The following is a 24,636-nucleotide window of genomic DNA, read 5'->3' on the forward strand; positions in this document are numbered from 1 at the left end:
AACATTATGATTATCTTGTTGACACTATAAAAAATAGTTGACATCAAATGTTTATAATACCAAAAGTAATAATAGTTTGCTGTAGTTAAAAACCGAAAAATATTTTTATTAAACTCCCACCCCCTTTTTAAATAGCATGAGAAAATAGCTTTAGTTCGGATAATTTCAAAAAATCATCACAAAATTCACACATTTCTGTCATAAAATATTGGCATAGGATGGGATCCTTTTGATCAACGGCATGTCCGTACTATAAGTCCGATACATGCCAGGGCAGTGATGCAAAGGAGTGTTTGTTGATGAGATCAAAAATAGTTTCGATCGCATTGTTGGTTTGTCTGTCTGCTGTTCCGGCCGCACAGGCTGCCCCTCATCCGGGTCCAAGACCGGGACATTTTCCCGGCCCCCCGCCAAGGCCGATCTACAGGCCCTATCACAGACCTTACTACAGGCCCGGGTATTATCACTATCCCGGATACAGGAGTTACAGATACTACAGCAACAATGACATATGGATCAGCATAGGGGTAGGATTGCTCATTGGCAGCCTGATCTCGAATATGAACAGGACTCCGCAGTATTCGCCGCCTGTCACCGGCACTTACCCCGGCACGGACAGGGAGAGTTACTCCTATTCCAACAGCTATGACCGTGAAAGGGAGATCGGCTTGATCAGGTCCAGGGCCGGCGAGAAGGCGAGGGCTGAGGCAAGCCGGGCTGCGAAGATGGCATCAGAACATGGTTCCGAGCAGGCCGCCGCACTTCTGGCCGGTGCATGGGAAGGTGAAGGCAGAAGAACGTTCCTTGATGCATCTGCCGGGCTGCAGGTTCTTAAGGTGACCGGTTTCTATGACAGCAGCCAGATCACATATACCTTCCTGCCTGAGAACAGGAAGGTATATGTCAGGATATCGGTGCCTGACTATTCGATCTCTGCCGAAGAGAACGATTACTACACAAGGGCCGTGGATCGGCCGGCGCCTACGCAGCCTTCCGAGGGGATCCGCAACAAGGTACCTGCGCTCCCTAATTACACCAATGCCTCCATGGCTATGCAACAACAGGACGGAACACTGCGGTCAGCCGGGTTCGGATTTGACAGGTCTGCCCGAAGTTCTTCAGGCCATCTGGTCATAGGGGAAGTCGCGAAGGGTACGGCAGCATACTACGCAGGGATCAGGCCCGGCGATGTGCTGCTCTCGGTGGATGTCTACGAGACCAGAAACTTTGATCCCGCATGGTTCGACAATTACATTTCCGAGAGACAGAGGTCAGGGGCAATGATAACTCTTTCCATATCACGAAAGGGCACGGAGAAAAAGTTAGAGATCCAGCTTTAATGCTCATATCAGGAAGAGAGCAACCCTTCCGGAATTGAATGGGAGGAGTCTAAAAATATGTGGGAGGCCCGATGTTATGCCTCCCACTTTTTATTTTTGTTGGTCAGGCCATATAAAAATGTCAAAGTCAGAGAAATATGGTATCCTAAAAAGCGGGCAATGAATTATTGCATGTTGTGAGTTATTATAAGAGACAAGAAAAAATAAAAAGGAAATTTTGGGGCTGGCCGTATTTTTTACTATCGGCTTTTCCCTGTTGAGAACAGGAGAATAATAATGCTGTACGACGAAGCGAAAAGGATCGATGAAGAGATCAGGGAACTGTGCAAGGATTCAAAACATCCGTCAAGGACTATGTCCAAAGAAGTAATGAGGGCCCTCAATTCGGAGCTTGAAAAGATCAGAAAAAGATCTAAAGGCGGGGGCGGCGGCAGGTTTTCCGGATCGATGGATCAGACACAGATTTTTAACATGGAAAAGCTAAAAAGCTTTGATGTCCCTCCCAAATATGAGAAGCAGATACTCAAGGCGCTGGAAAAGGCCAAAGAGTACGCAGGCATAGAAGAATGACAAAATGGGCCTCCCGGCGAGGGAGGCCCATTTTGAGCCTATAGTAAGCCGATAAGCACAAAAGGCTACTTCATGTGTTTTACGAAAGTCCTGTATATGATGTAGACATATGTGACAAGAAAGGCCGCCCACAGGAAGAGCGTGTGGCCGATGAAGAAACTGGAGAAGTATGTCCCTATTAATATGCCGAAAAAGAGGACCGTCGTCTTAAGAAAAAAGTAGTCCCAGAAAGTGTACCTGTTCGCTGCCCTTACCATTCTGTCAATAAAATCAAACATTTTTATCCCTCCCTGCCTTTTGCTCCATTGAAACAGCTCATATCTCATCAAACCGGAGGTTCATTATCGGATATTTCTTCCATTCCCTGTAGTCGAAATGCCACCATTCGTTGTGAAATATTTTGAATCCATCTCCTTCCATTACGATGCGAAGCCTCTCCCTCAGTTCCCGCTGTTCCGAGGTCCCGCCGGGGTAGTCGGGATATGCACGGATGGAGAACTCGTCATATCCGCTCCCCATATCCAGAGTTTTACCGGTCTTCAGGTCGTAGAGTCCTACATCGACAGCGCCGCCGCGGTTATGTCTCGATCCCTGCGATGGGTTAGCAACGAAATCCTTCTGATGGTCAGGGGTAGCGTCGTAGAACATCTTAGTGACGTACCAGGGACGGTATGCGTCGTAGACGATAAGTCCGAAGCCATATGCCGAAAGCTTGCCGCTGATCCTGACCAAAGCGGCGGCGGCTTCTCTCTGAAGGAATGCCCTGGGTTGGTCGTAGAGCCTGATCCCCATGAAGTTGTTCGAAGTTGCATAACGAATGTCCAGCCTGATGGTCGGATCTAATTTTATTATCTCTACAAGGTCAGGTTTAATGAATTGGCCCTGCTCTGTCGGAGGCGCGGCTGCAAGTGCCCGTTTTCTCAGTTCATCTTCCGCCATAAGCGGTTTTATTTTGAAAGTCGTTCCCATTTCGGCGTCGAAGAACTTTCTTTTGAATTTCTTGCCCCCAACTGTCAGGACTGAACCTTCTCCCCGCGCATCTGCAGTGAAGTCGGCCTTAAGGCGTTCATTTTTCAAAGGGCTGCGGCATAAAAGAAGATATTTGTTCCCTCCGGTGTGGATGAGCGGAAAACTTGCATAGGTTCCAAACATTTTTTCCTCTTCATTCTCAGTGTCGCAGAGTACCTCCAGGATGCCCCTGTTCTCCCTCACCATAAGCCTTTCACGGCCTGAAACGTAGAGACCCAGCAGGGATCCGCCCTGTTTGATGTCTGAGTACGAGAGTGAGGGGACTCCCAGGATGATAAGTGAAGCCAGCGTTAAAATAAGACTCTTAATGATCCGCGACCTGACCTTGTGCATTATTCTGTCCTCCATTCATGACCTTAGCATGCATTATATTTTAATCTTTCCGATATCTATTTACATCGGTGAAATAGCATTGTCAGATGTCAAGGAATATTACGAAATGGTTTTTGCATAGAATACTATTTGGGGTATTCATCTTAATGATAGAATATTCAAGGATATCCACCTCAGAGAGGACTGATATTGGGAATGTGCTTTTTTTACGTCACGATGAGAGTGCGCTTTTTTCATCTTTTTTTGTTTTTCGCCTTTCTTGCTGCAGCTATTTTCGTTGGTCCCCACATATCAGACGCTCAGGAACGCATAGAGGAAAAGGTAGGCAAGCTTCTTGTAAAAGAGTTTGACCCTGAAAAACTCACTGTCCAGGCTACAGGGGGTGGGAGCTTCCTGTACGCAAAGGCGACCGGGATAGTTATCAAAGGGGTAAGGATCGAGAGCGTCTCTCTCTATGCAATGATGAAAGAACCCCCCAACAATATTAAGGAAGACGACGAAGACCATAAATACAAGCTCGCAGACCTCATCCACTATTCAAGAGGTGAAGTTGTCCTCCTCGAAAAAGATTTTACCGAGTACACAAGCAAGGAGATCGAAGATATAAAAGGATTTAAAAACCTCGAATGTGACTTTTCCAAGAACGGCATAAGGGTCTCCGGATCTTACGTTGCCACATTTCTGTTCACATTCAATATAAGGATGGAAGTCCTTTCAAAACTGGCATTTGACGAGAGGGGCCTCTGTCTTACTGATACTACCCTCTTAGTTGCAGGAGTGAAACAGCCTGAGTACCTGACATCACAGCTTCTTGAACGCATAAATCCGCTCATCGAAAGGGAAAGGATCCCGTTTCCGGTCAGGATAACAAGGATAGATTTTTCAGACGACAGGATCGTCATAACAGGAAACCCGCAGCCTCTGAAAGACGCAAACGTCTGGAATTACAAAAGACCATGACAGATCACAGCCTGTTCACTCTGTGTTGAGTGTAATAATTTTCTCCGGTATTAACGCAAAAAATAACTTTGGTTTGAGACCGAAGCCATCTTATAATTTTTTCAGTCCTGTTTCTCAATGACAAGGAATATGCTTGAGTCATCGACTTCAGCTATCTGCCAGCGACAGCCCGTGGAACGCCCGATCTTTTCAAAGTCAGTTATGGAGTGTGTGGTGGCACGGAAGCCGTCTTTGCAGATAATGACCCCATTTTTTGTCTTTTCCATGTCAATCTCTCCGATCAGCCCTTTTTTTGCCTGTTCCTGAAACCAAGCCAATCTATGTTCCCAGAATTTTGGGTGATATGTGCTGAAATAGGCTTTGCCCCCATTTTTCAGGGCTTTCATTACTTTTGCGGCCAAGATTTCAGGGACTTCGGCTTTTACTGCGGAAAGGCCGTTCTGCAGGCAGAGCACGGCGTCGAATGAGTTGCTGCAGTCTATATCATGTACATCCATTGTCAGTAATGAAGTATTTGGTATGTTTTTGAGATATTGCTCTCCGAAATGCACGTTGTCGTCTGATATCTCGATCCCTGTAATACTCCGCACAAAGGGAGCCAGCTCTTTCATGATACGACCGTAACCGGCCGCAAGCTCAAGAACTGTGTCAGTTTTTTTCAGGCGCTCACGAACAAAGGCCGTCTCCCGTTCAAGGTACCGTGATATCCTCGGTATCTCGGTGTCATAGACCTGCCATAGCTTTTGGGCGTTAAGGCTCTTCGCATAATAGTTGTTTTGCATTTTATCCCCGGCTTTCTGCTCCCGCAGTTTGGGATCAGCGTATGAAGCTCGTGAAGATTCTTTTTTCATCAGGAGGCAGTGGGACTGTCTTCTTACCCTCGGCGATCACCTTGATCAGCCATGCCATGGCCCTTGCATTTCTCCTGATCGTCTGTACGCCTTCACTGTCTTGTGTCATTTCCCCCTCAGCTCTACCGTAGACGACTGTCCAGTACTGGGACGGGGGAGTCACGGTCTGCGCGAGGTCAAGGTAGTTTTTCAGCTGATGGAGCGTATCTGTCCCGCCCGTTCGCCTTACGGCCGTCACAGCGGCTGCGGTCTTGTACTTAAAGTGCCTGGAACTTGAATAGAAGAGCCTGTCGAGGAATGATTTCATAGTACCCGCTATACCCGCGTAATAAGTGGGGGAGGCAAGTATGAACCCATCCGCCTCGCGAATCTTTGAGGCCGTCTCGTTGACAGGGTCATCTTTAAAAACACATTCGTTGTTTTCTGAAGTTGCGCAATAGCCGCATGCTGTGCAGCCCTGGATCGTCAGATGTCCGATATTTACAGTTTCGACAGCTATCCCCTCCTTTTCCAGTTCCTCCGCCATTATCTTCAGCGCGGCAGCTGTGTTTCCATCCTTGCGGGGACTTCCGTTCAGTGCTATTACTCTCATCAGGATCACTCCTTTTTTCCTGCTTTATTGTGGTTTCTGTATTTTTCAAAGTGTTTCCCGAACACCCGGACTATGTCCTCGTAACATCAGGAACCCTTAGGGTTTTTGACTTTACAGTCCGGGTTTCTCATTGCTCCGGTAACCGTGATCACCTTTTCGGGAGAGTCTGCTCCGTCTCTTACGGCTTCGGCTATCATTTTTTCCGTCACCTTTGAACAGTAGCATACGTACTCAGGATCCGCCGGCTCTTTTTTGTATTTTTTAGGTTTTGGGAAGGGCAGTTCACTCCAGGTCGCTCTGACAAGTTTTATCATATGCTCCCTGTCGTCAGTCGATGTTATCAGAAATGAGAGTTTTGCGCCCGCGTATGCCGGCGCTTCACACACTTCTTTAAGTAATTTACGTCCGGCATCTGTTTTTTTAAGAAAAAACTGACCATCACAGACGAGGCCGATGACCTTCGAGTCGCAATAGAGTACATACTCACCAAACATCTTCCTGTAAGTTATCTCGCCTGCGCCACTCAGCTGATCTGCCAGGTAGAACATGAACTCCTCTGATGTTGACATGTGCAATACTGCCTCCGTTGTGGACTATGGCGTGACGTCCTCTATCTCCTGCTCCTTCACCCGGTCAAGCGGCAGATGCCTTATGCCTGCTTTTGACTGTGTAAAGTCTATCCTTTTCAGGTCTATCATCCTGACCTTCCTGTTGTGCTGAGTATGATAATAGTAGACCAGGCTTCCTGTGTCTATAGCGCTTGTCCAGATAGTGGAGCTGCGCATCCCGTCCTGTTTCTGAAGTTCTGTAACAGTTCCTTCACCTGTAGAGAGGGGATGGTTGAAGTTGTCCATAATACGGAATATCTCATATATAGTTTCAGGCCCGTCCGGTGTTTTTCGCGCGAGCATCGTCTGGGCAACAGCCCTTACAAAACGTGAAGGGGGGGTTATGTCTCCCGGAATGCCAAGGAGTCCGCTGCCTCCTCCCGAGGGCTCAACGGTCAGGTCTCCTATTTTTTTTGGAGGATAGGGGACCACTGAAAGATTTACGTAGTTGCTCAGATTGGTCAGGTGCCAGTCGAAGCTGGGAGCATTTGTGAGTACTCTCACAGGGTTGTCGCGGATCTTCAGTTCACCTTCAAGATATTCTATAACTATTACCTTTCCGCTTTTGTCTGTCACCATGAGGTGCATAGGGGCAGGCGCGCCGCCGAGGGCAGGCTCAGGGATCGCAACAACACGGACTCTGCCCATACCCTTTTTTACTTCATCGGATGTGGCGAACTGTGTCAGGACATAGGTCGCCATAAGTGCGGGTCCCATGGATATCTCTGCTTTGGACGGGTCATAGGACTGATACTCAGAAATTCCCGGGAGATAAAGATAGTTTACGGCAAGCCCCTTTTCATTCAGTCCGTCCGCAAAGCAGTTCTTCCCTATCATGTCCAGCGCCACAGCCCCGTAACGGGTCTTCCAAGTGAGCCCCTTTTTGCCGTCAGGCGTCTCTGAAGAAAATTCATGTCCGCGGGGTACTATAGCGACCCTGGAATTTAAGTCGAATGTACCCCATTCCATTGTCCTTCCGCATACGGCGGTTCCGTCGTCTGCAATAAGACATATCGAGGTACACGCAGAGGATGCAGAGGGAAATAAAATGGCAAAGCTTACGAGAGCCGCTGCTATAATAATTAGAACCTGTTTGATATCCAACACAAAAATCCCTCCTGTGTTCTGGCTTCAGCATACTAAATACAGATGGTCAGGCAATTGCATAATTGATCTATAGTACTCGGGCTATCATATCAAATCAGTAAAGAATGAGAAGCAAGAAGTGATAAAATTTAAACGAAAAAATATTAAAATTTAATTATCTGATGCTTGCTAATTAACTAAATTGATGTATAAATCAAAGAGATCCCGCATAAAATCTGAAAAAACAAATTATGGCGGACAATATCTCATATTTTTTCTCCGGGGAGAGGGTAAGATGTCAAAATTTAAAAAGGCCATTGTCAATGTACTTGTTTTTTGCCTTCTGATCGCAGCCGCAGGGTCATTTGCTGAGGCGGCGGCTTCCTACAGGAACACAAAGGAGGCCGCGCGCGAAGCAGTCTGGAACGTTATAACATCAGGGAAAGGCAGTTCCGCAACTGTTGCGGTAATGGACGGAGGCAAAATAGTATATTCGGAAGGCTTCGGAGCCGCCGAGAGGAAGACCGGCAAAAGTGTAGACAGATCGACCAGGTTCAACATAGGCTCAACAAGCAAGATGTTCGTTGCAACAGCGATCCTTCTTCTGGCAGACGACGGCAAAGTCTCCCTCGACGAACCTGTCGTGAAATACATACCCGAATTTGAGATGAAGGATCAGAGATACAGGGACATCACCGTAAGGATGCTTTTCAATCACTCTTCAGGGCTGCCGGGTTCGACTTTCCTCTTTGGATATGAGCCGGAAGGGGACCCCCACAAGGAGTTTCTTCAGAGAATGAAGGGATCGAACCTGAAGCATGACCCTGGCGCCGTCGGGATCTACTGCAATGACGGATTCACCCTGGCAGAGATGATAGTCGAAAGGGTATCGGGGGAGAAATTTATTGATTTCCTCAGAGAGAGAGTCTTCAGGCCACTTGGCATGAAGGATACGGATACAAGCATAGGGGAAACGGGAGGGAACATATCGCATTTTTATGATCCCGAGACCGGAAAGAAGTATCCTCCCGAAGTGATCCTGGTGCACGCCGCGGGAGGTCTTTCATCAACCGCAGAAGATCTTTGCAGGTTTGCTGACAGCTTCTGCCCGGGAGGCAAAAAAATACTATCACAGAGTTCGGTCGAAGAGATACTTAAAAGTCAGCCGACTCCCTTTTCAGCAGGGATGCGGGGTCCGGTCATAATGGACTCGTTCGGCTGGGACTACTCTTCTCTTCCGGCATACGAGGCAAACGGCATGAGGGTATATTCAAAAGGCGGGGGTACTGGCGCGTACTCGACCGGCCTGCAGGTAATACCTGAAAAGAGGCTTGTCGTTGCAGCAAGCATATCGGGAAGGATGAACGGGGAAGCCGTTACAAGAGCCATGCTGAATGCGCTTATGAAGGACAAAGGGCTTCCGGTTCCTTCCGAAAGGAAAAAGGAAAAGCCCGCTGATCCCAAGATCATCCCTGCCGACCTTGCTGCCTTCGAAGGCATCTACGCAAACGGCGGATCCTTCGTAAGGATCAGGTTTGACAAAGAGAGAAAAAAAATGGACATAATACGGCTGATGCCTGAAGGGGATAAAGTGCCTGCCGGAGATGGCGGATCTGTACTGATCTCCTTTGTCTACAACGGAGGTTCTTTCAGCTCCTTTGAAAAAGATCTGCGGGGCTATTTTATAAAGAATGGGAATATGCCCTGCTTTATTGCAGAGAAAGATCCCTTTTACGGGATAGACAATCTGATGTTCCAGAAAGTACCCGAAGAGAAAAACTCAAAGAAGCTTATTGCGGATATTAAAAGCAAAGTCTGGCTTATCAGGAATATGACGCCATCGATCCAGCTGTACAGAGAGACCGCCATATTATCTTCAGATACGTACAGAGAGCTCCCGGGATACCTTACATTTATGAGTCCTTTGAGGGTTGAGGATGAACACAGTGCCACATATGCCGCGCCTCTGTTCCGGGATCAGTTCGAGCTTGAGATGTACGAAAACGACGGGATCCTGTGGATCAGATCCGGGATATTCCTTTTTTCCGATGCCGGGAAAACGAGGGTCCTAAGGAGCGGGCAAAACGCGGTGATGATAGGTGAAAAGGGATATAATGAATGGTACAGGACAGGTTCAGGTTCCATACTTTCATTTGAAAAACCCGAAAAGGGCAGGATAATGGTTCTGGCTGAAGAAGCCGAGGGCCTGGCGCTCTTTGACAGCATCACAGACGAGGGTGAAGTCTATGCGCCTGAAGGCAGTTATGTCGTCTGCATAGGCCGTCCCGGAGAAATGTTCACCGTTAACGTAAAATAAGAGCATCAATAAATCCACAGCAAAGGAGCCGCCTGGTCAGGCGGCTCCTTTGCCTTTTTTATTAATGCTTCGTGGCTAGAGCACCACGCTCTCTTTAAGTTTTCCAAAGACGTTGCAGGTTGCCTCCACCTCTATCTTTGATCCCTTTTTCATATCTTTGATCTCAAATTGTACATGTTCTGTCCTGGAGTCGCTTTGGGATTTTAGTGTCTTTTCCTCTATGGCCTTTCCATCGACAGAGACCACGATCTTGCTTATATAGTGATTAGCAGTGTTTTTGACCGGATGGAGGATCGATACATCCAGTACAGAGACAGCCTCATTCCACTTCAGTTCGACCATTTCCGCGGGGTGTGCATATAGAGGCGTGCAGATGATTATGGCCGACATCAATGTCAAAAGCAGCTTTGCGAACTTACGCATCATAATTCCCCCTTTATCAGCCCTAACCAAGATAGAGCATGTAGATCAGCCCATGCGTCAGTCCGCATGCTACAGCACCGAGACCGCACCAGCGGTGGACAGTGAAGACAAGCGGCCCCTTTATCCTCTTCCTGAGGCTGGGGCCGAAAAACCCCGTGAACCCGGATAAAGTCATCAGGATCCCTGCCAACATGCCGGATAAGCGAAAAGCTTCGATCATGAGCATCCCTCCCTATAAAATTATAGCTGTTGATTTTTATAAAAAATATAAAACCGATATGTCTTACTATCCACTATAAATTATAACTGAAATTGTCGCATATATGCGACGGAGAATTTGCATTGCTTCGAGTCACGGAGAATTTGCCGCCCCGTCACCATAGTTACGTTTTTATTGCGAAAGTGTATACTATAAACAAAATGACACGTTAACATGATGTGGGGGCATAAATTATGGAGTATGTTGATTTTGGAAAAACAGGAATTAGGGTATCCCGTTTTGGACTTGGATGCATGAGGTTTCCAGCTGATGAAAAAGTAGCCATAAAAATGGTCAGGCACGCTATCGACAGCGGAGTCAACTATATTGATACGGCGTACACATATCCCGGCAGCGAAGAGATAGTCGGAAAGGCCCTTATGGACGGATACAGGGAAAAAGTCTGCCTTGTGACGAAATGCCCTGTGGCGATGTCATCGAGCCGCGAGGATATGGAGAGATACCTTGACGAGCAGCTAAAAAGGCTCCGGACGGACTACGTTGACATATACCTGCTGCACAACCTTAGCCCCGCGGTATGGGAAAAGGTCAGAAAGTTTGACGGAGCGGGATTTCTGGACAAGGCCGCAGCGGAAGGGAAGATACTGCATAAGGGCTTCTCGCTCCACAACAGTTTTGAAGCTTTTAAGGAGATAATCAGTTACTGTCCCTGGGATATGACACAGATACAGCTGAACATACTGGATGAAAAGAACCAGGCCGGGGGAGTTGAAGGACTGAAGTATGCCTCTTCAGCCGGACTGCCGGTCACAGTAATGGAACCGCTTCGGGGAGGTTCTCTCGTAAAGGACGCTCCAAACAGCGTACTTGATATGGTCGGCGTCTACCGGGAAAAGCGGTCACTTGCGGAATGGTGCTTCAGGTGGCTATACGACAAGCCTGAGGTCACTGTCGTCCTAAGCGGTACCAGCACAATGGAACAGCTCGACGATGACCTGAGGATATTCAGCGACTCAGGGTCCGGGGTCATGAGCGAAGAGGACGGGAAGTTTATAGAGGACATTGCAAAAGAATACAAGAGCAGCACTGTCATTCCGTGCACTGACTGCAAGTACTGCATGCCCTGCTCTCAGGGAGTCATGATCACAGCGGTTTTCGCTCTTTTCAACAAATACAGGCTGACCGGCGAGGACGCCGTGAAAAACTTTTATGTCAAAAACTTTTACGAAAAGGGCAGGGGAGCAGACAGATGCATTTCCTGCGGTGTATGTGAAAGGCACTGTCCGCAGGGATTAAAAATTACCGGGCTGCTCTCATCGGCCCATGAAGAGCTGCTGAACTGAATCAGATCTGCCTCGTTCATCCCCCTGCTCTAAAGCGGCTATCCGGAAGAAAATAAGGGGAGGTATATGCAATGAAGGGAAAGTTCAGGATCAAGGAAGACCTTGTCTACAAAATGCCGGTCCATTTCAGCGGTGATCCCTTTTACCCGGTACGAACTGTTTACGGAGACATGACCACTATCTGCATCAGCTATGAGACGGAAGAGGAGGCACTATTAAGGTTTATCCCCGAGGATTTTGATTTGATAAGCCCGACCGTGAACATCCAGTTTGCTGAGAGCCGCGATATTGACTGGATGACAGGCGGGGAATACCGTCTTATCCAGGCCGGAGCTCCGGTAAGATACACTGGCGGCGGCGAAGCGGTTGAAGGCGAATATATCCTTGTTATATGGGAAAACAAGGCATGTCCAATAATTGGAGGAAGAGAAGAGGACGGAATGCCGAAGATCTTTGCAGATATCGCAGGATTGAGGCACAATGGGGATCATTGGTTTTCTGCGGCAAGTTATGAGTGCAACACATTCCTGAGGATCGGAATGCAGAGGGGAAGGCCTTTGCAGAATGAGGAGCTCGATCTGCTTAACCGTGATGTCAGGGTGAATTGTTTTGGATGGAGATACATACCGGAGCTGGGTAAGGCGGGAACTGCACTGAGCCATGCCACGCTCTACCCGCAGGAGATGAAGACAGATAAGGCGTGGGAAGGAGAAGGCAGCATCGAGTGGCTGAAGTTTGATCCGGAAATGAACATGCTTCAGATCAGGATAATCAGTGAGATGTCCCGGCTGCCGATCCTGAAATATGAAAGGGCGATGATGCTCAGGGGGTCTGCGCGCCTGAACGTTGGAGATTCAAGATCACTTGTCTGAAAGTCGGTCAAAACGCATCAGATACCACAGGGCACAGACATCTTGACACTTATTGCGGAAGATAGTCTGACTAGCCGAAAGGAGCACGCCATGAGCGGATATTTTGAGAACAGGACGGCAGTAGTGACAGGAGCGGCTTCGGGATTGGGTCTGGGAATTACGGAAGAACTCCTGAAAAGGGGCGCGAACGCGGTATTTATGGGGGACTACAGTGAGGAGAACCTGAAGAGCGAGTCCGGGCGCCTTGAAAGGGACTATCCCGGAAAAGTCTTCCCTATACTTACCGATGTGACAAAACTCGATCAGGTCCAAAGCCTGATTTCGACGGCAAAAAACAACTTGGGGCGTATAGATTTCCTCTTCAACAACGCAGGAATGGGACTGACTCTCCCGACTGAAAAGATAACATTTGACATATGGAGATATATTATCGACCTGAACCTGATGGGGGTCATTTATGGAACCTATACTGCCATACCGGTAATGAGGGAACAGGGGGCAGGACACATCATCAACACAGGATCGATCGCAGGGAAAGTCCCTGTGCCTTATCAGGCAGTATACGCCGCCAGCAAAAGCGCCGTCATATCAATGACGGAATGTCTCCAGTATGAACTTCAGAACGAGGGGCTTCAGTTTTCTGTCTTCTGTCCCGGCAACGTCAGGACCGCGATATTCAAAGACGTTACCCCTCCGGCAGATTCCGTAAGCGTCGAGGAAGCGGTCACATACATCTTTTCTGAGATAGAAAAAGGTTCGTTAGTCATAATCTTCCCTGAAACAGCCAGGTCTGCAGACTACCTTTACAGGGAAAAGAGAGATGAATTCGACAAGATGATGAAACAGATGGCTGACGAAAGGCGTGAAAATTACAGGACCAAAGGGACATATTGCTAGATGTTCGGGCATTTGAAAGAGTTATCCTTATGCCTGAAAGACTTTTGATGCGGAGATGATGGTGAGGAAGCCTTGAATATGTCCGCCGGGTGGTATTCAAAAAGAGCAGACATACCGTCAGACCTTGTCATACTGCTTATCGCGGGTCTGACGATGGTCATTGCGGGACTTTTGCTTTTTGCCGTTTACTCGGGCAAAGTGCCCTACTATGAAAACGGCCTGTACGGACTTCTGATATTCATATATGCGCTCCAGATCACTGTACTTGGCAAAACGCCGTTTGGCGGCATCTCCCAAAGGACGCTTCCGGTTTTGATGCTCGGCATTATCATTGCCTGTATAGGCATAGTCACATGTTTCGTTCCCGACCTTCTAAAAAGCATTCCGAGGGCCATGCTGTTTATGTGTTTCGGACCCGGAGGTATGATCCTTCTGCTGCAGATGCTCTTCTCCAAAGATAAATTCCCGCTTTGGAAAAAGAAGGGGGGGATACTGATGAAGCTTGCAGTAAACTGTGCCGCCCTCTATTCCCTCTCAATAGTGATCTCCATACTGCTGCTCGATAAAGATTTCATCCCGGAATCTCTGACGGCATTTTCAGTGCTTCTGTACGGTTTGCTGATCCTTTCACTCACCGCGGTGCTCTATAAGGTCTACGCACTCTATCCGGCCGCCGCAAAGAGGCCGCCGGGAGGCATAAGCCTTTCGGACGATAGGGCGGTCATCCTCATCACAGGTATATTCATGGTCTTGCTTGGGCTGCTGCTTATACCCGTTACTTTCGGCCTTCTGCCCTTTTCAGGGAGCGCCCAGCTTGGACTCCTTGTGGTCATAATGTCCATCCAGATGACAGCTTTTGGAAATACTCCGCTGAGGTCCTTCACAAGGACATGGCCGCTTGTTTTTCTTGGGCTCCTTTTTGCATCCATGGGGATAATCTCATGCATAGTCCCCGGGATAATGCTCCCATGGCTGACTCTGATCATAGCGTTCCTGAATATCGGAGGAGGCGCCATACCGCTTGTAAAAATGCTCACTTCGCTGTTCAGCGGAGAGCAAAAGAAGACGGCTCAAATGCCGCCCGTGATCACAAAACTGCTCATTACCCAGACGACCCTGAACACCCTCTCTATAATTTTTGGGACATCTATGCTGATAAGGAACCTTATCCCGGGACCTGTCATTGGAATAGTCCTTACAGCGAACGGGGCGGTCCTTCTCTACCTGCTTTCACTCCTTTCCAAAATTGACATGCTTAATGAAGGAAGAGCCTGATTATAATATACTTCCGATTGCTTTATCACTTTTCTTGTTTAAAAAGTATTTGCGCTCTTGCTTTGAAGAGATAACAATGTTATATATCATTGTAGAACAATAAAAACATTTCAAATCTATCCAAGGGGGGAGCAGCAATGTTCAAACGTGCAATAGTGGCATCTGATTTTACGAGGGAATCGTTGGCGTTGGTAAACTCTTCAGGAGGGCTCAAGGGATTTGGAACAGAAGAGATATTGCTCCTCCATTTCTGGGGGACCCTTGATGTGCTTGGAGTTGACAGTTTTTACAAACCTACTGTATTTGAGGATTTCAACAAGAATCTTGAGAATCAGAAGTCGGCGCTTGAAAGTCTGGGGTTCAAGGTGGAGACAAGGGTGCTTGAAGGTCTTTCAGCATCGCATGTTAACAAGATAGCGGTAGATGAAAAATATTCGATCATAGCAGTTGGGTCCGACAGGCATATTTTCGGCTCCATGGCGAACGAGCTCATACACAGTGCCAGGATACCGACCTACATATTCAAGTCAGCTGACGGAAAGACTTCTCAAGAATATGAGCGTTACAAACTGCCCGGGAACGTAGCGGGCCATGTGCTCTTCGCAACAGATTTCTCCAAAAATTCGGAGTATGCTTTCAATTATCTGATCAAAATGATACCTATGATCAAAGATAAGATCTCTCTGATCCACATCCAGGATGAATACAGGATATCGCCTTACCTCGACGACAAGATAGAGGAGTTCAACCGGATAGATACCGGAAGGCTTGAGGCGATGAAAAAACTGCTGCTGGAGAAGGGATGTCCCGAGGTACAAACAGTGCTCAAATATGGCTCGCCCTCTGCGGAGATCCTGAAAAGCGCAAGGGAACTATCTGCGGAAATGGTGATGATGGGAAGCCAGGGCAGGGGGTTCGTCAACGAATTCTTCCTTGGAAGCGTTAGCCACAACATTGCCCGCCAGTTGCCCGTTCCGGTATTGCTGATACCGGCAAAGAGGGACTGATCCAGTTCAGGCTCGGCAACGCCAGGGAAAGCTCCCGCAAAGGGAGCTTTCTCTCTTTCTTTCAAAAAAACGGAAAGAGGGTGCATCTGTGCCGATTTTGGTGGATAATATACCCGCGTTGCCTGACAATGACCAATTTTGCTTTAATTGAAATTTTCAGCGCAGTGTAAATGAATGATCCGGAGGTCTTTATATGTATGATATCGTCGTAGTCGAATGCGAAGTACGTGAACTCCATCTGTTGATGGATCAGGTCGGCAGTGTAAGGTTCGGAGATCCTGACAACAGTTACACTGATGAGAAGGAACTCATCGAACTGATAGGGGATGCGGATGCCGTGGTCTGTACAGCCAGGGGCAAATTTACAAGGAATGTCATAGCGGCCGCAACAAACCTCAAGATAATTGCCAAGTGCGGCTCTGTCCCAAACAATATTGATGTAGAAGCGGCGACTGACTATGGTGTTGCCGTAACTTACACTCCGGGAGCCAACAGGGTCAGTGTAGCGGAACATGCCCTCACCCTGATGATGGCCCTTTTAAAGCTTATGCCAAAGTCGACGGAGATCCAGAAGAACGGGGGATGGAAGAGCGAAGCCCTCCAGGCATCTGAGCTGACTGGAAAGACAGTGGGTATAATAGGACTGGGCGCTGCGGGATCAAGCCTTGCCGAAATGCTTAAGCCCTTCAGGGTCGATCTTTTATGTTATGACCCCTATGCTGACCCCGAAAGGATCTCGGCTGCCGGGGCACTGTCAGTCGACATGGATACACTTCTTGAAAAGAGCGACGTCATTTCCATCCACTGTCAGCTATGCGACGAAACCTGCGGCTTCATAGACAGGGATAAACTCAGGAAGATGAAAAAGAGCGCATATCTTGTCAATACTGCAAGGGGAGCCCTTGTAGATGAGGAGGCCCTTGTTGAGGCACTGCGTGAAAACCGGATCGCCGGTGCCGGAATAGATGTATACAGCGTGGAACCCACATCAAAGGACAACCCGCTCTTTGCACTGGACAATGTCCTTTGCACGCCACACCTTGCAGGATGGACCATGGAATGCCTTGCCAGAGAGACACAGGGGACATCTGATTCTGTAATACAGATACTGAAAGGCAAGACCCCCGACAGCCTCATAAACCCCGATTACGCAAAAAACCTCAAATAAGAGCATGCATCATTAAAAGCAGTAAAGAGGACCGCCCTTTCTGGCAGGAAGGGCGGTCCTCCTCTATGGGTGCAGGGGATGGGTATTTTCGATTTAATTGTTGTGCAATTATTTTTTAAATAATGTATAATTACACTAACGAAGTAAAGAGATATCACATATCTCTTTGCGAAAGTGGAGAAAGTTTCAGGTATCTCTGAAAGGAGGGGGTCAAGATGTTCGAGAAGTTTATTGTAGCAACCGACATATCAAAGGACTTTGCAATATCGATGTCGTCAATAGGCGGATTGAAAACGTTCGGAGCGAAGAAATGCCTTTTGCTTCAGTTCGTGGACCTGAACGAGATAGTCGATTTTTCCGGCATATACTCGAATGAACTCGTTTACGAGTATGAAAAAACTCTTTCAATGCACAAGAAACAGATAGAGGCGGAGGGATTTGAAGTTGAAACAAGGACCCTCCCGGGCTTTTCTCCTGCCCATGTCAACAAGATATGCGAAGAAGAAGGTTATTCTCTCACTGTCGTTGCGTCAAGGAAATATACTCCTTCGGGTGAGGTCTGCTTCGGGAGGATCGCAAATGACCTTATCCACTCGGCACAGTATCCGGTAATGCAGATAAGGACTGATGATCCTGTCGGCGCAGATGAAGATGAACTTTCGGCAGTAGAAAAAGCGGATCTCAGCAGCCATATCCTCTATCCGACAGATTTCTCCGATAATGCGGACATCGCCTTCAGGTACATAAAGGAGATGGCAGCGGGCAGCGTGCAGAAGATAACTCTCCTTCACGTGCAGGACAAATCGAAGATCAGTCCCCATTTGGAGAGCAGGATAAAGGAGTTCAACAAACTTGATGAGGCAAGGCTTAAAGGAATGAAGGACATGCTTGAAAAAGAAGGGAAGGCAGAAGTCGAAACGGCGGTCAGGTATGGGTCGCCTTCTCTTGAGATACTTAGACTTGTCGAGGATGCCGAAGTGAAACTCGTTGTAATGGGCAGCCAGGGAAGAGGATACGTCAAAGAGTTTTTCCTGGGCAGCGTGAGCCAGAACATTGCGAGACTAAGCCCCTCTTCGGTACTGCTGATACCGACAAGACGCTGAACAGATCACCGGGCGGACAAGTGAGCTATAGGTTTATTGACAATTTTTCTCTGTGAGTAAATATTGAGTAGGAGGAGAGAAAAATGTTTGAAAAATTCGTGGTTGCTGTCGATCTGTCAGATGATTCCCTTGCGCTGATGGGCTGCGTGGAAAGGCTTAAGGCATACGGAGCGAAAAAGTGCCTGTTGATACAATACAGGACAATAGAAGAAGTGATCGATTACACAAGAGGGCAATCGAATGTTCCTCTCCAGAAATACGAGGACGCATTTGCAGACAATAAAAAGAAACTCATGGAGGCGGGATTTGAGGTAGAAACACGGGTACTGGCGGGGTATCCTGCCGGAGAAATCGAAAAGGTTGCCGCCTCCGAAGGGTATTCACTTATTGTCACGGGGGCAAGAAAGCGATCATCATCCGGCGACGTATACTTCAGCACCCTTGCAAACGACCTCATGCACTCAGTATCCATGCCCCTTCTGATAATGAGGACGAGGAGGGACGACAAAATCGAAGAGGATGGAAAGGTCGTAATAGACGGATGTCAGGTAGCAGACCACCTGCTATACCCGACCGACTTCTCAGAAAACGCTGATGTCGCGTTTTCCAAAGTTCTTGAAATCGCTCCCGGGAATGCCAGGAAGGTGACTCTCCTCCATGTCCAGGATGCAGCAAAAATAAGCCCTCATCTTGATGAGAGGGTCGAAGAATTCAACAGGATAGACAAAGCAAGGCTTGAAGGCATGAAAAAGCTGCTTCAGGACAGGGGAGAGATCGAAGTAGACGTGGTTGTAAAATACGGTTCGCCCGCTGTCGAGATAATAAAAACAGTAGAGGAAAACGGCATCCCGCTCGTAGTTATGGGAAGCCAGGGCAGAGGATACGTGAAGGAGTTCTTCCTTGGAAGCGTCAGCAGCAAAGTTGCGATAAAGGCCCCCTGTTCCATCCTGCTCATCCCTACAAAACGGTGAGATGCTGCATTGAGCATTCCGATCAAAGAATAAGAACACCACAAATGGCAGCTTCTTTATAGGGGTTGCCATTTTATATTGATCATAAGTAAAATATTGGTATGGGTCTGCGACCGAGGGTCGTGAGGAAATTACAGCCTATTGGCTGCGGAGAATTTAAGGGCTGTGGCTTTTCAAGCCACTGAGAATTTGCGACAAAACCAGTTGTGGAGGATTTGCAACGCGTTGCGTTTCGGAGAAACTACAGCTTTGTAAGCTGCGGTGAATGAAAACCTTGTGAACCGTCCCGCATTCTTAAATCGGGGATTCTACATGCCTTGAACGACTGCTTGTCTATTACTCTCGCTTGCCGGCAGACCGGTATTTGATACCGCCGATTCGCAATAGATTTGCAGCTGATTACTGATCGACTCCAGACGGATGCAGTCCCCGTCTGTCTCTGACGTTTCTCTCTCAAATTGGGGATGTGTTGAATGAACGAGAAAAACATAAAACTCTTTAAACAGATCAACATTTGTGTATACATTATCCCATTTTTCCTGATCACTGCCCTTTTTTCATTAAGGACATACAATGCGGTTGAGCAGAAGATCACCGACAGTTACGAGCACTTCACAGAAGATGCGGCCGATGCCGCGAGAAATTATTCATATACTTTAAAAAAAGCTAAGTTAACGCCGCTATAAATCCCAATTGCACTTGACAGGGGAATGAATGGAGTGATATTATTCCCCCGTTGCGCGGAAATAGCTCAGCTGGTAGAGCGATGGCCTTCCAAGCCGTAGGTCGCGGGTTCGAGTCCCGTTTTCCGCTCCAGAATGTTCAAAGCCCCCGCCTTTGGCAGGGGCTTTTTTCTTTCTTAAAAAGCTTATTGTGTGTATAGTATTGTGGCATGTTGAAGTAAAATTACCCGCTCTGTTGTTTTGTAAAATTGACCGAAGATAATTCAGCTGAGATCAGGAGAACTAGCATGAAAAAGGATATATCTTATCATAATAAACTTACAGCAGCAGGAAAGCGCCAGGGCTGGTGGGATTCTGAGGGACTTGTTGCCGCGCTTTCGGGCGGCGGGGACTCTGTGGCAATGCTATGGCTCCTTCACCGTTTTTACAAAGGTAGGATCGTCGCCGCACATCTTGACCACTGTACGCGGGAGGGTATGTCCCACAGGGATGCGGAGTTCTCTGTTGAGCTATGCGAAAAGTGGGGCATCAAATGCATTGTCAAAACCGTCGAGGTATACAAGGAACGGCTGACGGGCGAGTCTTTTGAAATGGCGGGCAGAAGGGAGCGCTACACCCATTTCTATGAAACTGCGGAGGCGGAGGGGCTGCCCTTCATTGCTGTCGGCCACTCTGCTGACGACGTAGTAGAGACCCAGCTGATGAACCTTTTCAGAGGGACGGGACTGGAGGGACTGAGAGGGATCCCCGAGAGGAGGGGAATGATAGTCCGCCCGATAATAGATTTCCGAAGGGATGAGCTGAGGGAGATCCTCAGGGATAACGGGGTCGAATGGCGGGAGGACGCAAGCAACGCCGACACCGTCTACAGGAGAAACAGGGTCAGGGAAGTGCTGATCCCGTGGATAAGGGAGAACATGAACCCGAACTTCGAGTCAGTTATGCTGGGGCTTTCCAAGCAGATAGACGCAGAACTTGAAAATAAAAAGAAAAACACGGAAAGGCTGATTTCAGAAGCTTCAATAACCATACCTCCGGCGATCGTATGCTGGTCTCCGGCATTCATAAAAAACGTCAAGGATACAGAACTGGCGGATATGCTCAGGCTCCAGGGCGTGCTGCTGGACCTCCCCAGGCTTGACAGAGACAGAACAATGAAACTGCTCTCACTGATCCGAAAGGGCGGCAAATGGCGTTTCCAGTGGGCGAGAGATATTGAAATTTGTTGGTCGAACAGGGGTATGGGCTGGCTGCATCGCAAAGATATCGCAAAAGGCGCAGACGAAAATAGGCAAAATGCCCGAAAAGAAGAGCTCCCATGGTGGGCGAGATAGTAATAATTATGTTATTATGTCTAATGTTTTTGAGCAGAATAAACTTTGTCCTCAGGGAGTGTTTCTCATTTGGAATATAAGATAGGCAAGACCCTTATTTCTGAAGAAAAACTTCAGGCGAAGATAAAGGAACTGGGAGAACAGCTGAGCAGGGATTACGCCGGTAAGCAGCTGATCTGTGTCTGTGTTCTTAAAGGCGCGGTGATATTCCTTGCCGACCTTATCAGGCACATAAGCCCTGAAGTGGATGTCAGGATCGACTTCCTGGCGATATCTTCATACGGGGCATCTACGAAGAGCAGCGGGGTAGTGCAAATACAGAAGGACCTGAGCACGGACATATACGGCAAAAATGTGCTTATAATAGAGGATATAGTTGATACCGGCCTTTCGCTGAAGTACATAAAGTCGCTGCTGCTCGAACGCAGGCCTCAGAGCCTTGCGATCTGCGTTCTGCTCGACAAGCCTGACCGCCGCAAGGAAACTGTGAAGGTCGAGTATACGGGGTTTACCATCCCTGATGAATTTGTGATCGGCTACGGCCTGGATTACGCCGGAATGTTCCGCCATCTGCCGGCGGTCTTCATCGCCGAGCCCGTCGCGTAGCGGCAATTGGGGTATCTCGAAGCGCTAACTTAACAACATTCATTATCCGTCGCTTCGACGTATGACTAATACGTATTAGCTAGTACAATTTCATGTTGCGTCGTTATCATCTCCGATCTGCCCCAATTGCAGGGGGAAATTGCGGAGCAAAACTCCGCGGAGAATTTGCAGCGCTTCGCATCCAAGAGGGGCGACTGAGCAATAGCTGAGCATGGCTAAGCAATAGCTGAGCGGTCGTCAGAACCAAAAGCACCGTCATTCCCGGACGAAACTTAACGGGAATCCAGCGGCTTAGATTTAAGATTTTTAAGGTTTCACGACTGCTTGCCAATCGCTTGCCAGTCTTTACAAACGTTCAGCTGCCTTAAAAAACGGAATATCAAAAGCCACCATTTGTCGGATAGAAGAAGCAACACTTGAAAAACAATCGCACGAAAGTGAGGTCACACGTTTGAAGAAAACCTCTAAAAATGTAGGGATGTACATAATACTGATCGTCCTTGTCGTCAGCCTGGTCAATGTTTTTCTGACCCCTGACGGGAACAAGGCAGGTCAGACTGTCGAAGTGCTTCCTTATAGCCAGTTTCTGAATGAAGTCAACCTGGGCAATGTAACGAAAGTAAAGATCGACCATGAACAGCTGAAAGGAACGCTCAAATCCGGCAAGGAGTTTACGACATACATCCTTGATCCCGGGACACTCCCGAGCGAGATAGCCCAGAAGGGCGTTGAGGTCGAGGTGGTACCTCCTCCCAAGAACTCCTGGCTGACGGCACTTTTGACATCGCTGCTGCCCACTCTGCTCCTGATAGGCGTATGGATCTATTTCATATACAACATGCAGGGCGGCGGGAACAAGGTGATGGGCTTTGCGAAGAGCAAAGCAAAACTCTTCATGGACAACAGGCCCAAAGTTACTTTTGATGATGTTGCGGGCTGTGACGAGTCAAAAGAGGAACTTGAGGAGGTCGTGCAATTCCTCAGGGACCCGTCTAAGTTTACAAGGCTGGGAGCTAAAGTTCCTCGCGGTGTACTGCTGCTGGGCGCTCCGGGAACCGGAAAGACGCTGCTTTCCAGGGCAGTTGCAGGAGAGGCCAATGTTCCCTTCTTCAGCATCAGCGGATCCGATTTTGTCGAAATGTTCGTTGGTGTCGGTGCTGCACGTGTGAGGGACCTATTTGAGCAGGCGCGCAAAAATCAGCCCTGCATCATTTTTATAGACGAGATCGATGCGGTCGGACGCCATCGCGGAGCAGGGCTCGGAGGCGGACACGATGAACGGGAGCAGACACTGAACCAGCTGCTGGTCGAGATGGACGGTTTTGAGGCGGGAACAGGCATAATACTCCTCGCCGCGACCAACAGGCCTGACATTCTTGATCCGGCATTGCTCCGCCCGGGCCGTTTTGACAGACAGATAGTAGTTGACAGGCCGGATGTAAACGGAAGACGGGATATTCTGAAGGTCCACCTCAAGGACAAGAAGATAAGCAAGGAAGTAGACCTTGATGTTATCGCGAGAAGGACCCCGGGTTTTGTGGGCGCTGACATCGCGAACCTCGTTAATGAAGCTGCACTCCTTGCAGGCCGTAGAAACAAGGACAAGCTTGGCATGGCCGAGTTCGAAGAGGCTATTGACAGGGTCATGGCAGGTCCTGAACGCAAGAGCCGCGTTATAAGCAAGAAAGAGCGAGAGATCATCGCCTATCATGAAGCCGGACATGCACTGGTGGCAAGCAAGATAGACGGCAGCGACCCTGTACACAAGATCTCAATAATACCGAGAGGCCACATGGCACTTGGTTACACACTGCAGCTGCCCGAAGAGGACCGGTTCCTCATCTCAAAGAAGGAACTTTCAGACAGGATAACGATATTGCTCAGCGGACGTGTGACTGAGCTGCTGAAATTTGGAGATGTCACAACAGGCGCTTCCAACGACCTTGAGAGGGCAACGCAGATAGCCCGGCAGATGGTCACACAGTTTGGGATGAGCGACAGGCTTGGACTGGTGACTCTCGGCAGGAAGCAGCATGAGGTATTTCTTGGCAGGGATATCATGGAGGACCGGAACTACAGCGAAGAGATAGCATATGCGATAGACCAGGAAGTCCGCAGCATAATAGATGAATGCTTCAATCTTGCGAAGAATATCCTTACGGAACACAGCGAACGCCTGGAGGAGATAACAGCTCTGCTTCTTGAGAAGGAAGTCCTTGAGGGTGATGAGCTTGATGAGCTTCTCGGCTACCCGAAGAAAGAAGCTCCGGTAGTCCCTGCAGTGACGGACGAGGAGGAAGCTTATTCCGAAAACGATGAGAACGGAACTGAAGAGGACAACGGCTCTGAGGGCGAAGAAGAGGAAAAAAAGAAGGCTCAGGAGAGTGCGGAAGACCCTGACGAAGACGACGAAGATCCTGACGAGGAAGAAGAGTAAAGAAACTACCCGAAAGGAGCCGAAAGGCTCCTTTTTTGTTGGAATGTATTTAAATCTAAATCACAGCCGTTCATTTCCCCACACAAGGATGATTTATGCTATAATGCCCATCGTCACGGGATGTAGCGCAGCCTGGTTAGCGCACCTGCTTTGGGAGCAGGGGGTCGTCGGTTCGAATCCGACTATCCCGACCAAGAATTCAAAAAAGCTCAGCGAAATTTTTTTGCTGAGCTTTTTTGTTGTTCAGTTGTAGTTACAAGGCCAGGTTCGGGGAATTTGCAGCCTTTGGCTGCGGTGAATTCGCGACGTTCGTCGCTGGGGAATTTGCTCGCTTCGCTTTGCGGGGAATTGCGGCCAAAGGCCGCGAAGTTTCAAAATCACCGTCTCCCCAGGCATTGGCCTTACTATCCGTCGTTCCCGGACGCTTCTTATCAGGAAAATGCCGCTTCCTGTTAAGGAAACATTTAAAAACTCCTTAGCATTTGAACTATTTCGAATGCGCTTTGAGATCGGGAATCCCGCTCTGGTTTTAGGGACTATAAGTTTAGTTATAGCAAGGATCTAGAGACAATGGATCCCCGATTTAGGCATTAGGGGAAGACGGTTTAAAA

General features: G+C 48.3%; 24 protein-coding genes and 2 tRNA genes. 18 read left to right on the forward strand and 8 right to left on the reverse strand.

What is annotated here, in order from left to right; translation table 11 throughout:
• The first annotated feature begins 299 nt into the window (after nucleotides 1-299).
• Together OLM33_07425 and OLM33_07430 are read left to right on the forward strand one after the other, a co-directional pair.
• Nucleotides 300-1,340 (forward strand): PDZ domain-containing protein, encoded by a 1,041-nt coding sequence (locus tag OLM33_07425; GenBank protein ID MCW1713490.1) that lies wholly within the window; start codon nucleotides 300-302, stop codon nucleotides 1,338-1,340.
• A gap of 276 nt (nucleotides 1,341-1,616) precedes the next feature.
• Nucleotides 1,617-1,910, forward strand: coding sequence for a hypothetical protein (locus OLM33_07430; protein ID MCW1713491.1), 294 nt, complete (start codon nucleotides 1,617-1,619; stop codon nucleotides 1,908-1,910).
• Between the two features lie 65 nt (nucleotides 1,911-1,975).
• Here the strand turns inward: OLM33_07430 and OLM33_07435 are convergent, their stop codons facing one another.
• Together OLM33_07435 and OLM33_07440 are read right to left on the reverse strand one after the other, a co-directional pair.
• Nucleotides 1,976-2,188: a hypothetical protein gene (locus OLM33_07435; GenBank protein MCW1713492.1), complete on the reverse strand. Its 213-nt coding sequence runs from the start codon at nucleotides 2,186-2,188 to the stop codon at nucleotides 1,976-1,978.
• Between the two features lie 37 nt (nucleotides 2,189-2,225).
• The gene (locus tag OLM33_07440; GenBank protein ID MCW1713493.1) at nucleotides 2,226-3,287 is read right to left on the reverse strand and encodes a M15 family metallopeptidase; all 1,062 of its coding nucleotides are present in this window, start codon (nucleotides 3,285-3,287) and stop codon (nucleotides 2,226-2,228) included.
• Between the two features lie 201 nt (nucleotides 3,288-3,488).
• Between OLM33_07440 and OLM33_07445 the strand changes: the two genes are divergently transcribed.
• Entirely contained in the window at nucleotides 3,489-4,232 is a 744-nt protein-coding gene (locus OLM33_07445) for a DUF2993 domain-containing protein (GenBank protein MCW1713494.1), read from the forward strand.
• Nucleotides 4,233-4,333: 101 nt separating this feature from the next.
• Here the strand turns inward: OLM33_07445 and OLM33_07450 are convergent, their stop codons facing one another.
• The 4 genes from OLM33_07450 to OLM33_07465 form a co-directional block, all read right to left on the reverse strand.
• Nucleotides 4,334-5,083 (reverse strand): class I SAM-dependent methyltransferase, encoded by a 750-nt coding sequence (locus OLM33_07450; GenBank protein ID MCW1713495.1) that lies wholly within the window; start codon nucleotides 5,081-5,083, stop codon nucleotides 4,334-4,336.
• Nucleotides 5,049-5,675, reverse strand: a complete 627-nt coding sequence (locus OLM33_07455; GenBank protein MCW1713496.1) for a flavodoxin family protein — start codon at nucleotides 5,673-5,675, stop codon at nucleotides 5,049-5,051. The genes OLM33_07450 and OLM33_07455 overlap by 35 nt, the downstream gene beginning before the upstream one ends.
• An 86-nt stretch (nucleotides 5,676-5,761) precedes the next feature.
• Complete coding sequence (locus OLM33_07460) at nucleotides 5,762-6,244, reverse strand: TfoX/Sxy family protein (GenBank protein ID MCW1713497.1); 483 nt, start codon at nucleotides 6,242-6,244, stop codon at nucleotides 5,762-5,764.
• Nucleotides 6,245-6,268: 24 nt separating this feature from the next.
• A complete protein-coding gene (locus tag OLM33_07465; GenBank protein MCW1713498.1) occupies nucleotides 6,269-7,387 on the reverse strand; it encodes a linear amide C-N hydrolase in 1,119 nt (372 codons plus the stop codon).
• Between the two features lie 277 nt (nucleotides 7,388-7,664).
• Here OLM33_07465 and OLM33_07470 point away from each other — a divergent pair, with 277 nt between their 5' ends.
• Nucleotides 7,665-9,686, forward strand: a complete 2,022-nt coding sequence (locus tag OLM33_07470; protein ID MCW1713499.1) for a beta-lactamase family protein — start codon at nucleotides 7,665-7,667, stop codon at nucleotides 9,684-9,686.
• Nucleotides 9,687-9,761: 75 nt separating this feature from the next.
• Here OLM33_07470 and OLM33_07475 read toward each other — a convergent pair whose 3' ends face one another.
• On the reverse strand, nucleotides 9,762-10,109 hold the full coding sequence (locus OLM33_07475; protein MCW1713500.1) for a desulfoferrodoxin family protein: 348 nt from the start codon (nucleotides 10,107-10,109) through the stop codon (nucleotides 9,762-9,764).
• Nucleotides 10,110-10,131: 22 nt separating this feature from the next.
• Nucleotides 10,132-10,329 carry a hypothetical protein gene (locus tag OLM33_07480; protein ID MCW1713501.1) on the reverse strand — a complete coding sequence of 66 codons (198 nt, stop codon included), beginning with the start codon at nucleotides 10,327-10,329 and terminating at the stop codon, nucleotides 10,132-10,134.
• Nucleotides 10,330-10,562: 233 nt separating this feature from the next.
• On the opposite strand from OLM33_07480, the gene OLM33_07485 reads away from it, so the two are divergent.
• The 14 genes from OLM33_07485 to OLM33_07550 all read left to right on the forward strand — a co-directional run bounded on the left by OLM33_07485 (nucleotide 10,563) and on the right by OLM33_07550 (nucleotide 24,219).
• Entirely contained in the window at nucleotides 10,563-11,672 is a 1,110-nt protein-coding gene (locus OLM33_07485; protein ID MCW1713502.1) for an aldo/keto reductase, read from the forward strand.
• 71 nt (nucleotides 11,673-11,743) lie between these two features.
• Nucleotides 11,744-12,544, forward strand: a complete 801-nt coding sequence (locus OLM33_07490; protein MCW1713503.1) for an acetoacetate decarboxylase family protein — start codon at nucleotides 11,744-11,746, stop codon at nucleotides 12,542-12,544.
• A gap of 90 nt (nucleotides 12,545-12,634) precedes the next feature.
• Entirely contained in the window at nucleotides 12,635-13,441 is an 807-nt protein-coding gene (locus OLM33_07495) for an SDR family oxidoreductase (protein MCW1713504.1), read from the forward strand.
• Nucleotides 13,442-13,519: 78 nt separating this feature from the next.
• Entirely contained in the window at nucleotides 13,520-14,716 is a 1,197-nt protein-coding gene (locus OLM33_07500; GenBank protein MCW1713505.1) for a hypothetical protein, read from the forward strand.
• Nucleotides 14,717-14,853: 137 nt separating this feature from the next.
• Complete coding sequence (locus tag OLM33_07505) at nucleotides 14,854-15,723, forward strand: universal stress protein (GenBank protein MCW1713506.1); 870 nt, start codon at nucleotides 14,854-14,856, stop codon at nucleotides 15,721-15,723.
• 193 nt (nucleotides 15,724-15,916) lie between these two features.
• Complete coding sequence (locus OLM33_07510) at nucleotides 15,917-16,891, forward strand: hydroxyacid dehydrogenase (GenBank protein MCW1713507.1); 975 nt, start codon at nucleotides 15,917-15,919, stop codon at nucleotides 16,889-16,891.
• Nucleotides 16,892-17,106: 215 nt separating this feature from the next.
• Nucleotides 17,107-17,994, forward strand: coding sequence for a universal stress protein (locus tag OLM33_07515; GenBank protein MCW1713508.1), 888 nt, complete (start codon nucleotides 17,107-17,109; stop codon nucleotides 17,992-17,994).
• Between the two features lie 83 nt (nucleotides 17,995-18,077).
• Nucleotides 18,078-18,965: a universal stress protein gene (locus tag OLM33_07520; protein MCW1713509.1), complete on the forward strand. Its 888-nt coding sequence runs from the start codon at nucleotides 18,078-18,080 to the stop codon at nucleotides 18,963-18,965.
• A gap of 473 nt (nucleotides 18,966-19,438) precedes the next feature.
• Nucleotides 19,439-19,651: a hypothetical protein gene (locus OLM33_07525; GenBank protein MCW1713510.1), complete on the forward strand. Its 213-nt coding sequence runs from the start codon at nucleotides 19,439-19,441 to the stop codon at nucleotides 19,649-19,651.
• A 54-nt stretch (nucleotides 19,652-19,705) separates the two neighbouring features.
• A tRNA-Gly gene (locus OLM33_07530) sits at nucleotides 19,706-19,781 on the forward strand.
• 154 nt (nucleotides 19,782-19,935) lie between these two features.
• Nucleotides 19,936-20,982 (forward strand): tRNA lysidine(34) synthetase TilS, encoded by a 1,047-nt coding sequence (tilS, locus tag OLM33_07535; protein MCW1713511.1) that lies wholly within the window; start codon nucleotides 19,936-19,938, stop codon nucleotides 20,980-20,982.
• A gap of 69 nt (nucleotides 20,983-21,051) precedes the next feature.
• Nucleotides 21,052-21,588, forward strand: coding sequence for a hypoxanthine phosphoribosyltransferase (hpt, locus tag OLM33_07540; protein ID MCW1713512.1), 537 nt, complete (start codon nucleotides 21,052-21,054; stop codon nucleotides 21,586-21,588).
• A gap of 478 nt (nucleotides 21,589-22,066) precedes the next feature.
• A complete protein-coding gene (gene ftsH / locus OLM33_07545; protein MCW1713513.1) occupies nucleotides 22,067-24,025 on the forward strand; it encodes an ATP-dependent zinc metalloprotease FtsH in 1,959 nt (652 codons plus the stop codon).
• Between the two features lie 116 nt (nucleotides 24,026-24,141).
• Nucleotides 24,142-24,219: transfer RNA gene (locus tag OLM33_07550), tRNA-Pro, on the forward strand.
• Nucleotides 24,220-24,636: the final 417 nt, after the last annotated feature.

It is taken from the genome of Synergistaceae bacterium DZ-S4 (assembly GCA_025943965.1).
Classification (GTDB): domain Bacteria; phylum Synergistota; class Synergistia; order Synergistales; family Synergistaceae; genus Caenicola; species Caenicola nitritireducens.

Excerpts from the sequence above, each read along its gene's own strand:
- OLM33_07505 (MCW1713506.1), top strand. The coding sequence starts at position 14,854 with ATGTTCAAACGTGCAATAGTGGCATCTGATTTTACGAGGGAATCGTTG.
- OLM33_07475 (MCW1713500.1), bottom strand. The coding sequence starts at position 10,109 with ATGCGTAAGTTCGCAAAGCTGCTTTTGACATTGATGTCGGCCATAATC.
- OLM33_07490 (MCW1713503.1), top strand. The coding sequence starts at position 11,744 with ATGAAGGGAAAGTTCAGGATCAAGGAAGACCTTGTCTACAAAATGCCG.
- OLM33_07510 (MCW1713507.1), top strand. The coding sequence starts at position 15,917 with ATGTATGATATCGTCGTAGTCGAATGCGAAGTACGTGAACTCCATCTG.
- tilS (MCW1713511.1), top strand. The coding sequence starts at position 19,936 with ATGAAAAAGGATATATCTTATCATAATAAACTTACAGCAGCAGGAAAG.
- OLM33_07450 (MCW1713495.1), bottom strand. The coding sequence starts at position 5,083 with ATGAAAAAAGAATCTTCACGAGCTTCATACGCTGATCCCAAACTGCGG.
- ftsH (MCW1713513.1), top strand. The coding sequence starts at position 22,067 with ATGTACATAATACTGATCGTCCTTGTCGTCAGCCTGGTCAATGTTTTT.
- OLM33_07500 (MCW1713505.1), top strand. The coding sequence starts at position 13,520 with ATGTCCGCCGGGTGGTATTCAAAAAGAGCAGACATACCGTCAGACCTT.
- OLM33_07460 (MCW1713497.1), bottom strand. The coding sequence starts at position 6,244 with ATGTCAACATCAGAGGAGTTCATGTTCTACCTGGCAGATCAGCTGAGT.
- OLM33_07440 (MCW1713493.1), bottom strand. The coding sequence starts at position 3,287 with ATGGAGGACAGAATAATGCACAAGGTCAGGTCGCGGATCATTAAGAGT.
- OLM33_07515 (MCW1713508.1), top strand. The coding sequence starts at position 17,107 with ATGTTCGAGAAGTTTATTGTAGCAACCGACATATCAAAGGACTTTGCA.
- OLM33_07525 (MCW1713510.1), top strand. The coding sequence starts at position 19,439 with ATGAACGAGAAAAACATAAAACTCTTTAAACAGATCAACATTTGTGTA.
- OLM33_07495 (MCW1713504.1), top strand. The coding sequence starts at position 12,635 with ATGAGCGGATATTTTGAGAACAGGACGGCAGTAGTGACAGGAGCGGCT.
- OLM33_07470 (MCW1713499.1), top strand. The coding sequence starts at position 7,665 with ATGTCAAAATTTAAAAAGGCCATTGTCAATGTACTTGTTTTTTGCCTT.
- OLM33_07430 (MCW1713491.1), top strand. The coding sequence starts at position 1,617 with ATGCTGTACGACGAAGCGAAAAGGATCGATGAAGAGATCAGGGAACTG.
- OLM33_07480 (MCW1713501.1), bottom strand. The coding sequence starts at position 10,329 with ATGATCGAAGCTTTTCGCTTATCCGGCATGTTGGCAGGGATCCTGATG.
- OLM33_07455 (MCW1713496.1), bottom strand. The coding sequence starts at position 5,675 with ATGAGAGTAATAGCACTGAACGGAAGTCCCCGCAAGGATGGAAACACA.
- OLM33_07445 (MCW1713494.1), top strand. The coding sequence starts at position 3,489 with ATGAGAGTGCGCTTTTTTCATCTTTTTTTGTTTTTCGCCTTTCTTGCT.
- OLM33_07435 (MCW1713492.1), bottom strand. The coding sequence starts at position 2,188 with ATGTTTGATTTTATTGACAGAATGGTAAGGGCAGCGAACAGGTACACT.
- OLM33_07485 (MCW1713502.1), top strand. The coding sequence starts at position 10,563 with ATGGAGTATGTTGATTTTGGAAAAACAGGAATTAGGGTATCCCGTTTT.
- OLM33_07425 (MCW1713490.1), top strand. The coding sequence starts at position 300 with ATGAGATCAAAAATAGTTTCGATCGCATTGTTGGTTTGTCTGTCTGCT.
- OLM33_07520 (MCW1713509.1), top strand. The coding sequence starts at position 18,078 with ATGTTTGAAAAATTCGTGGTTGCTGTCGATCTGTCAGATGATTCCCTT.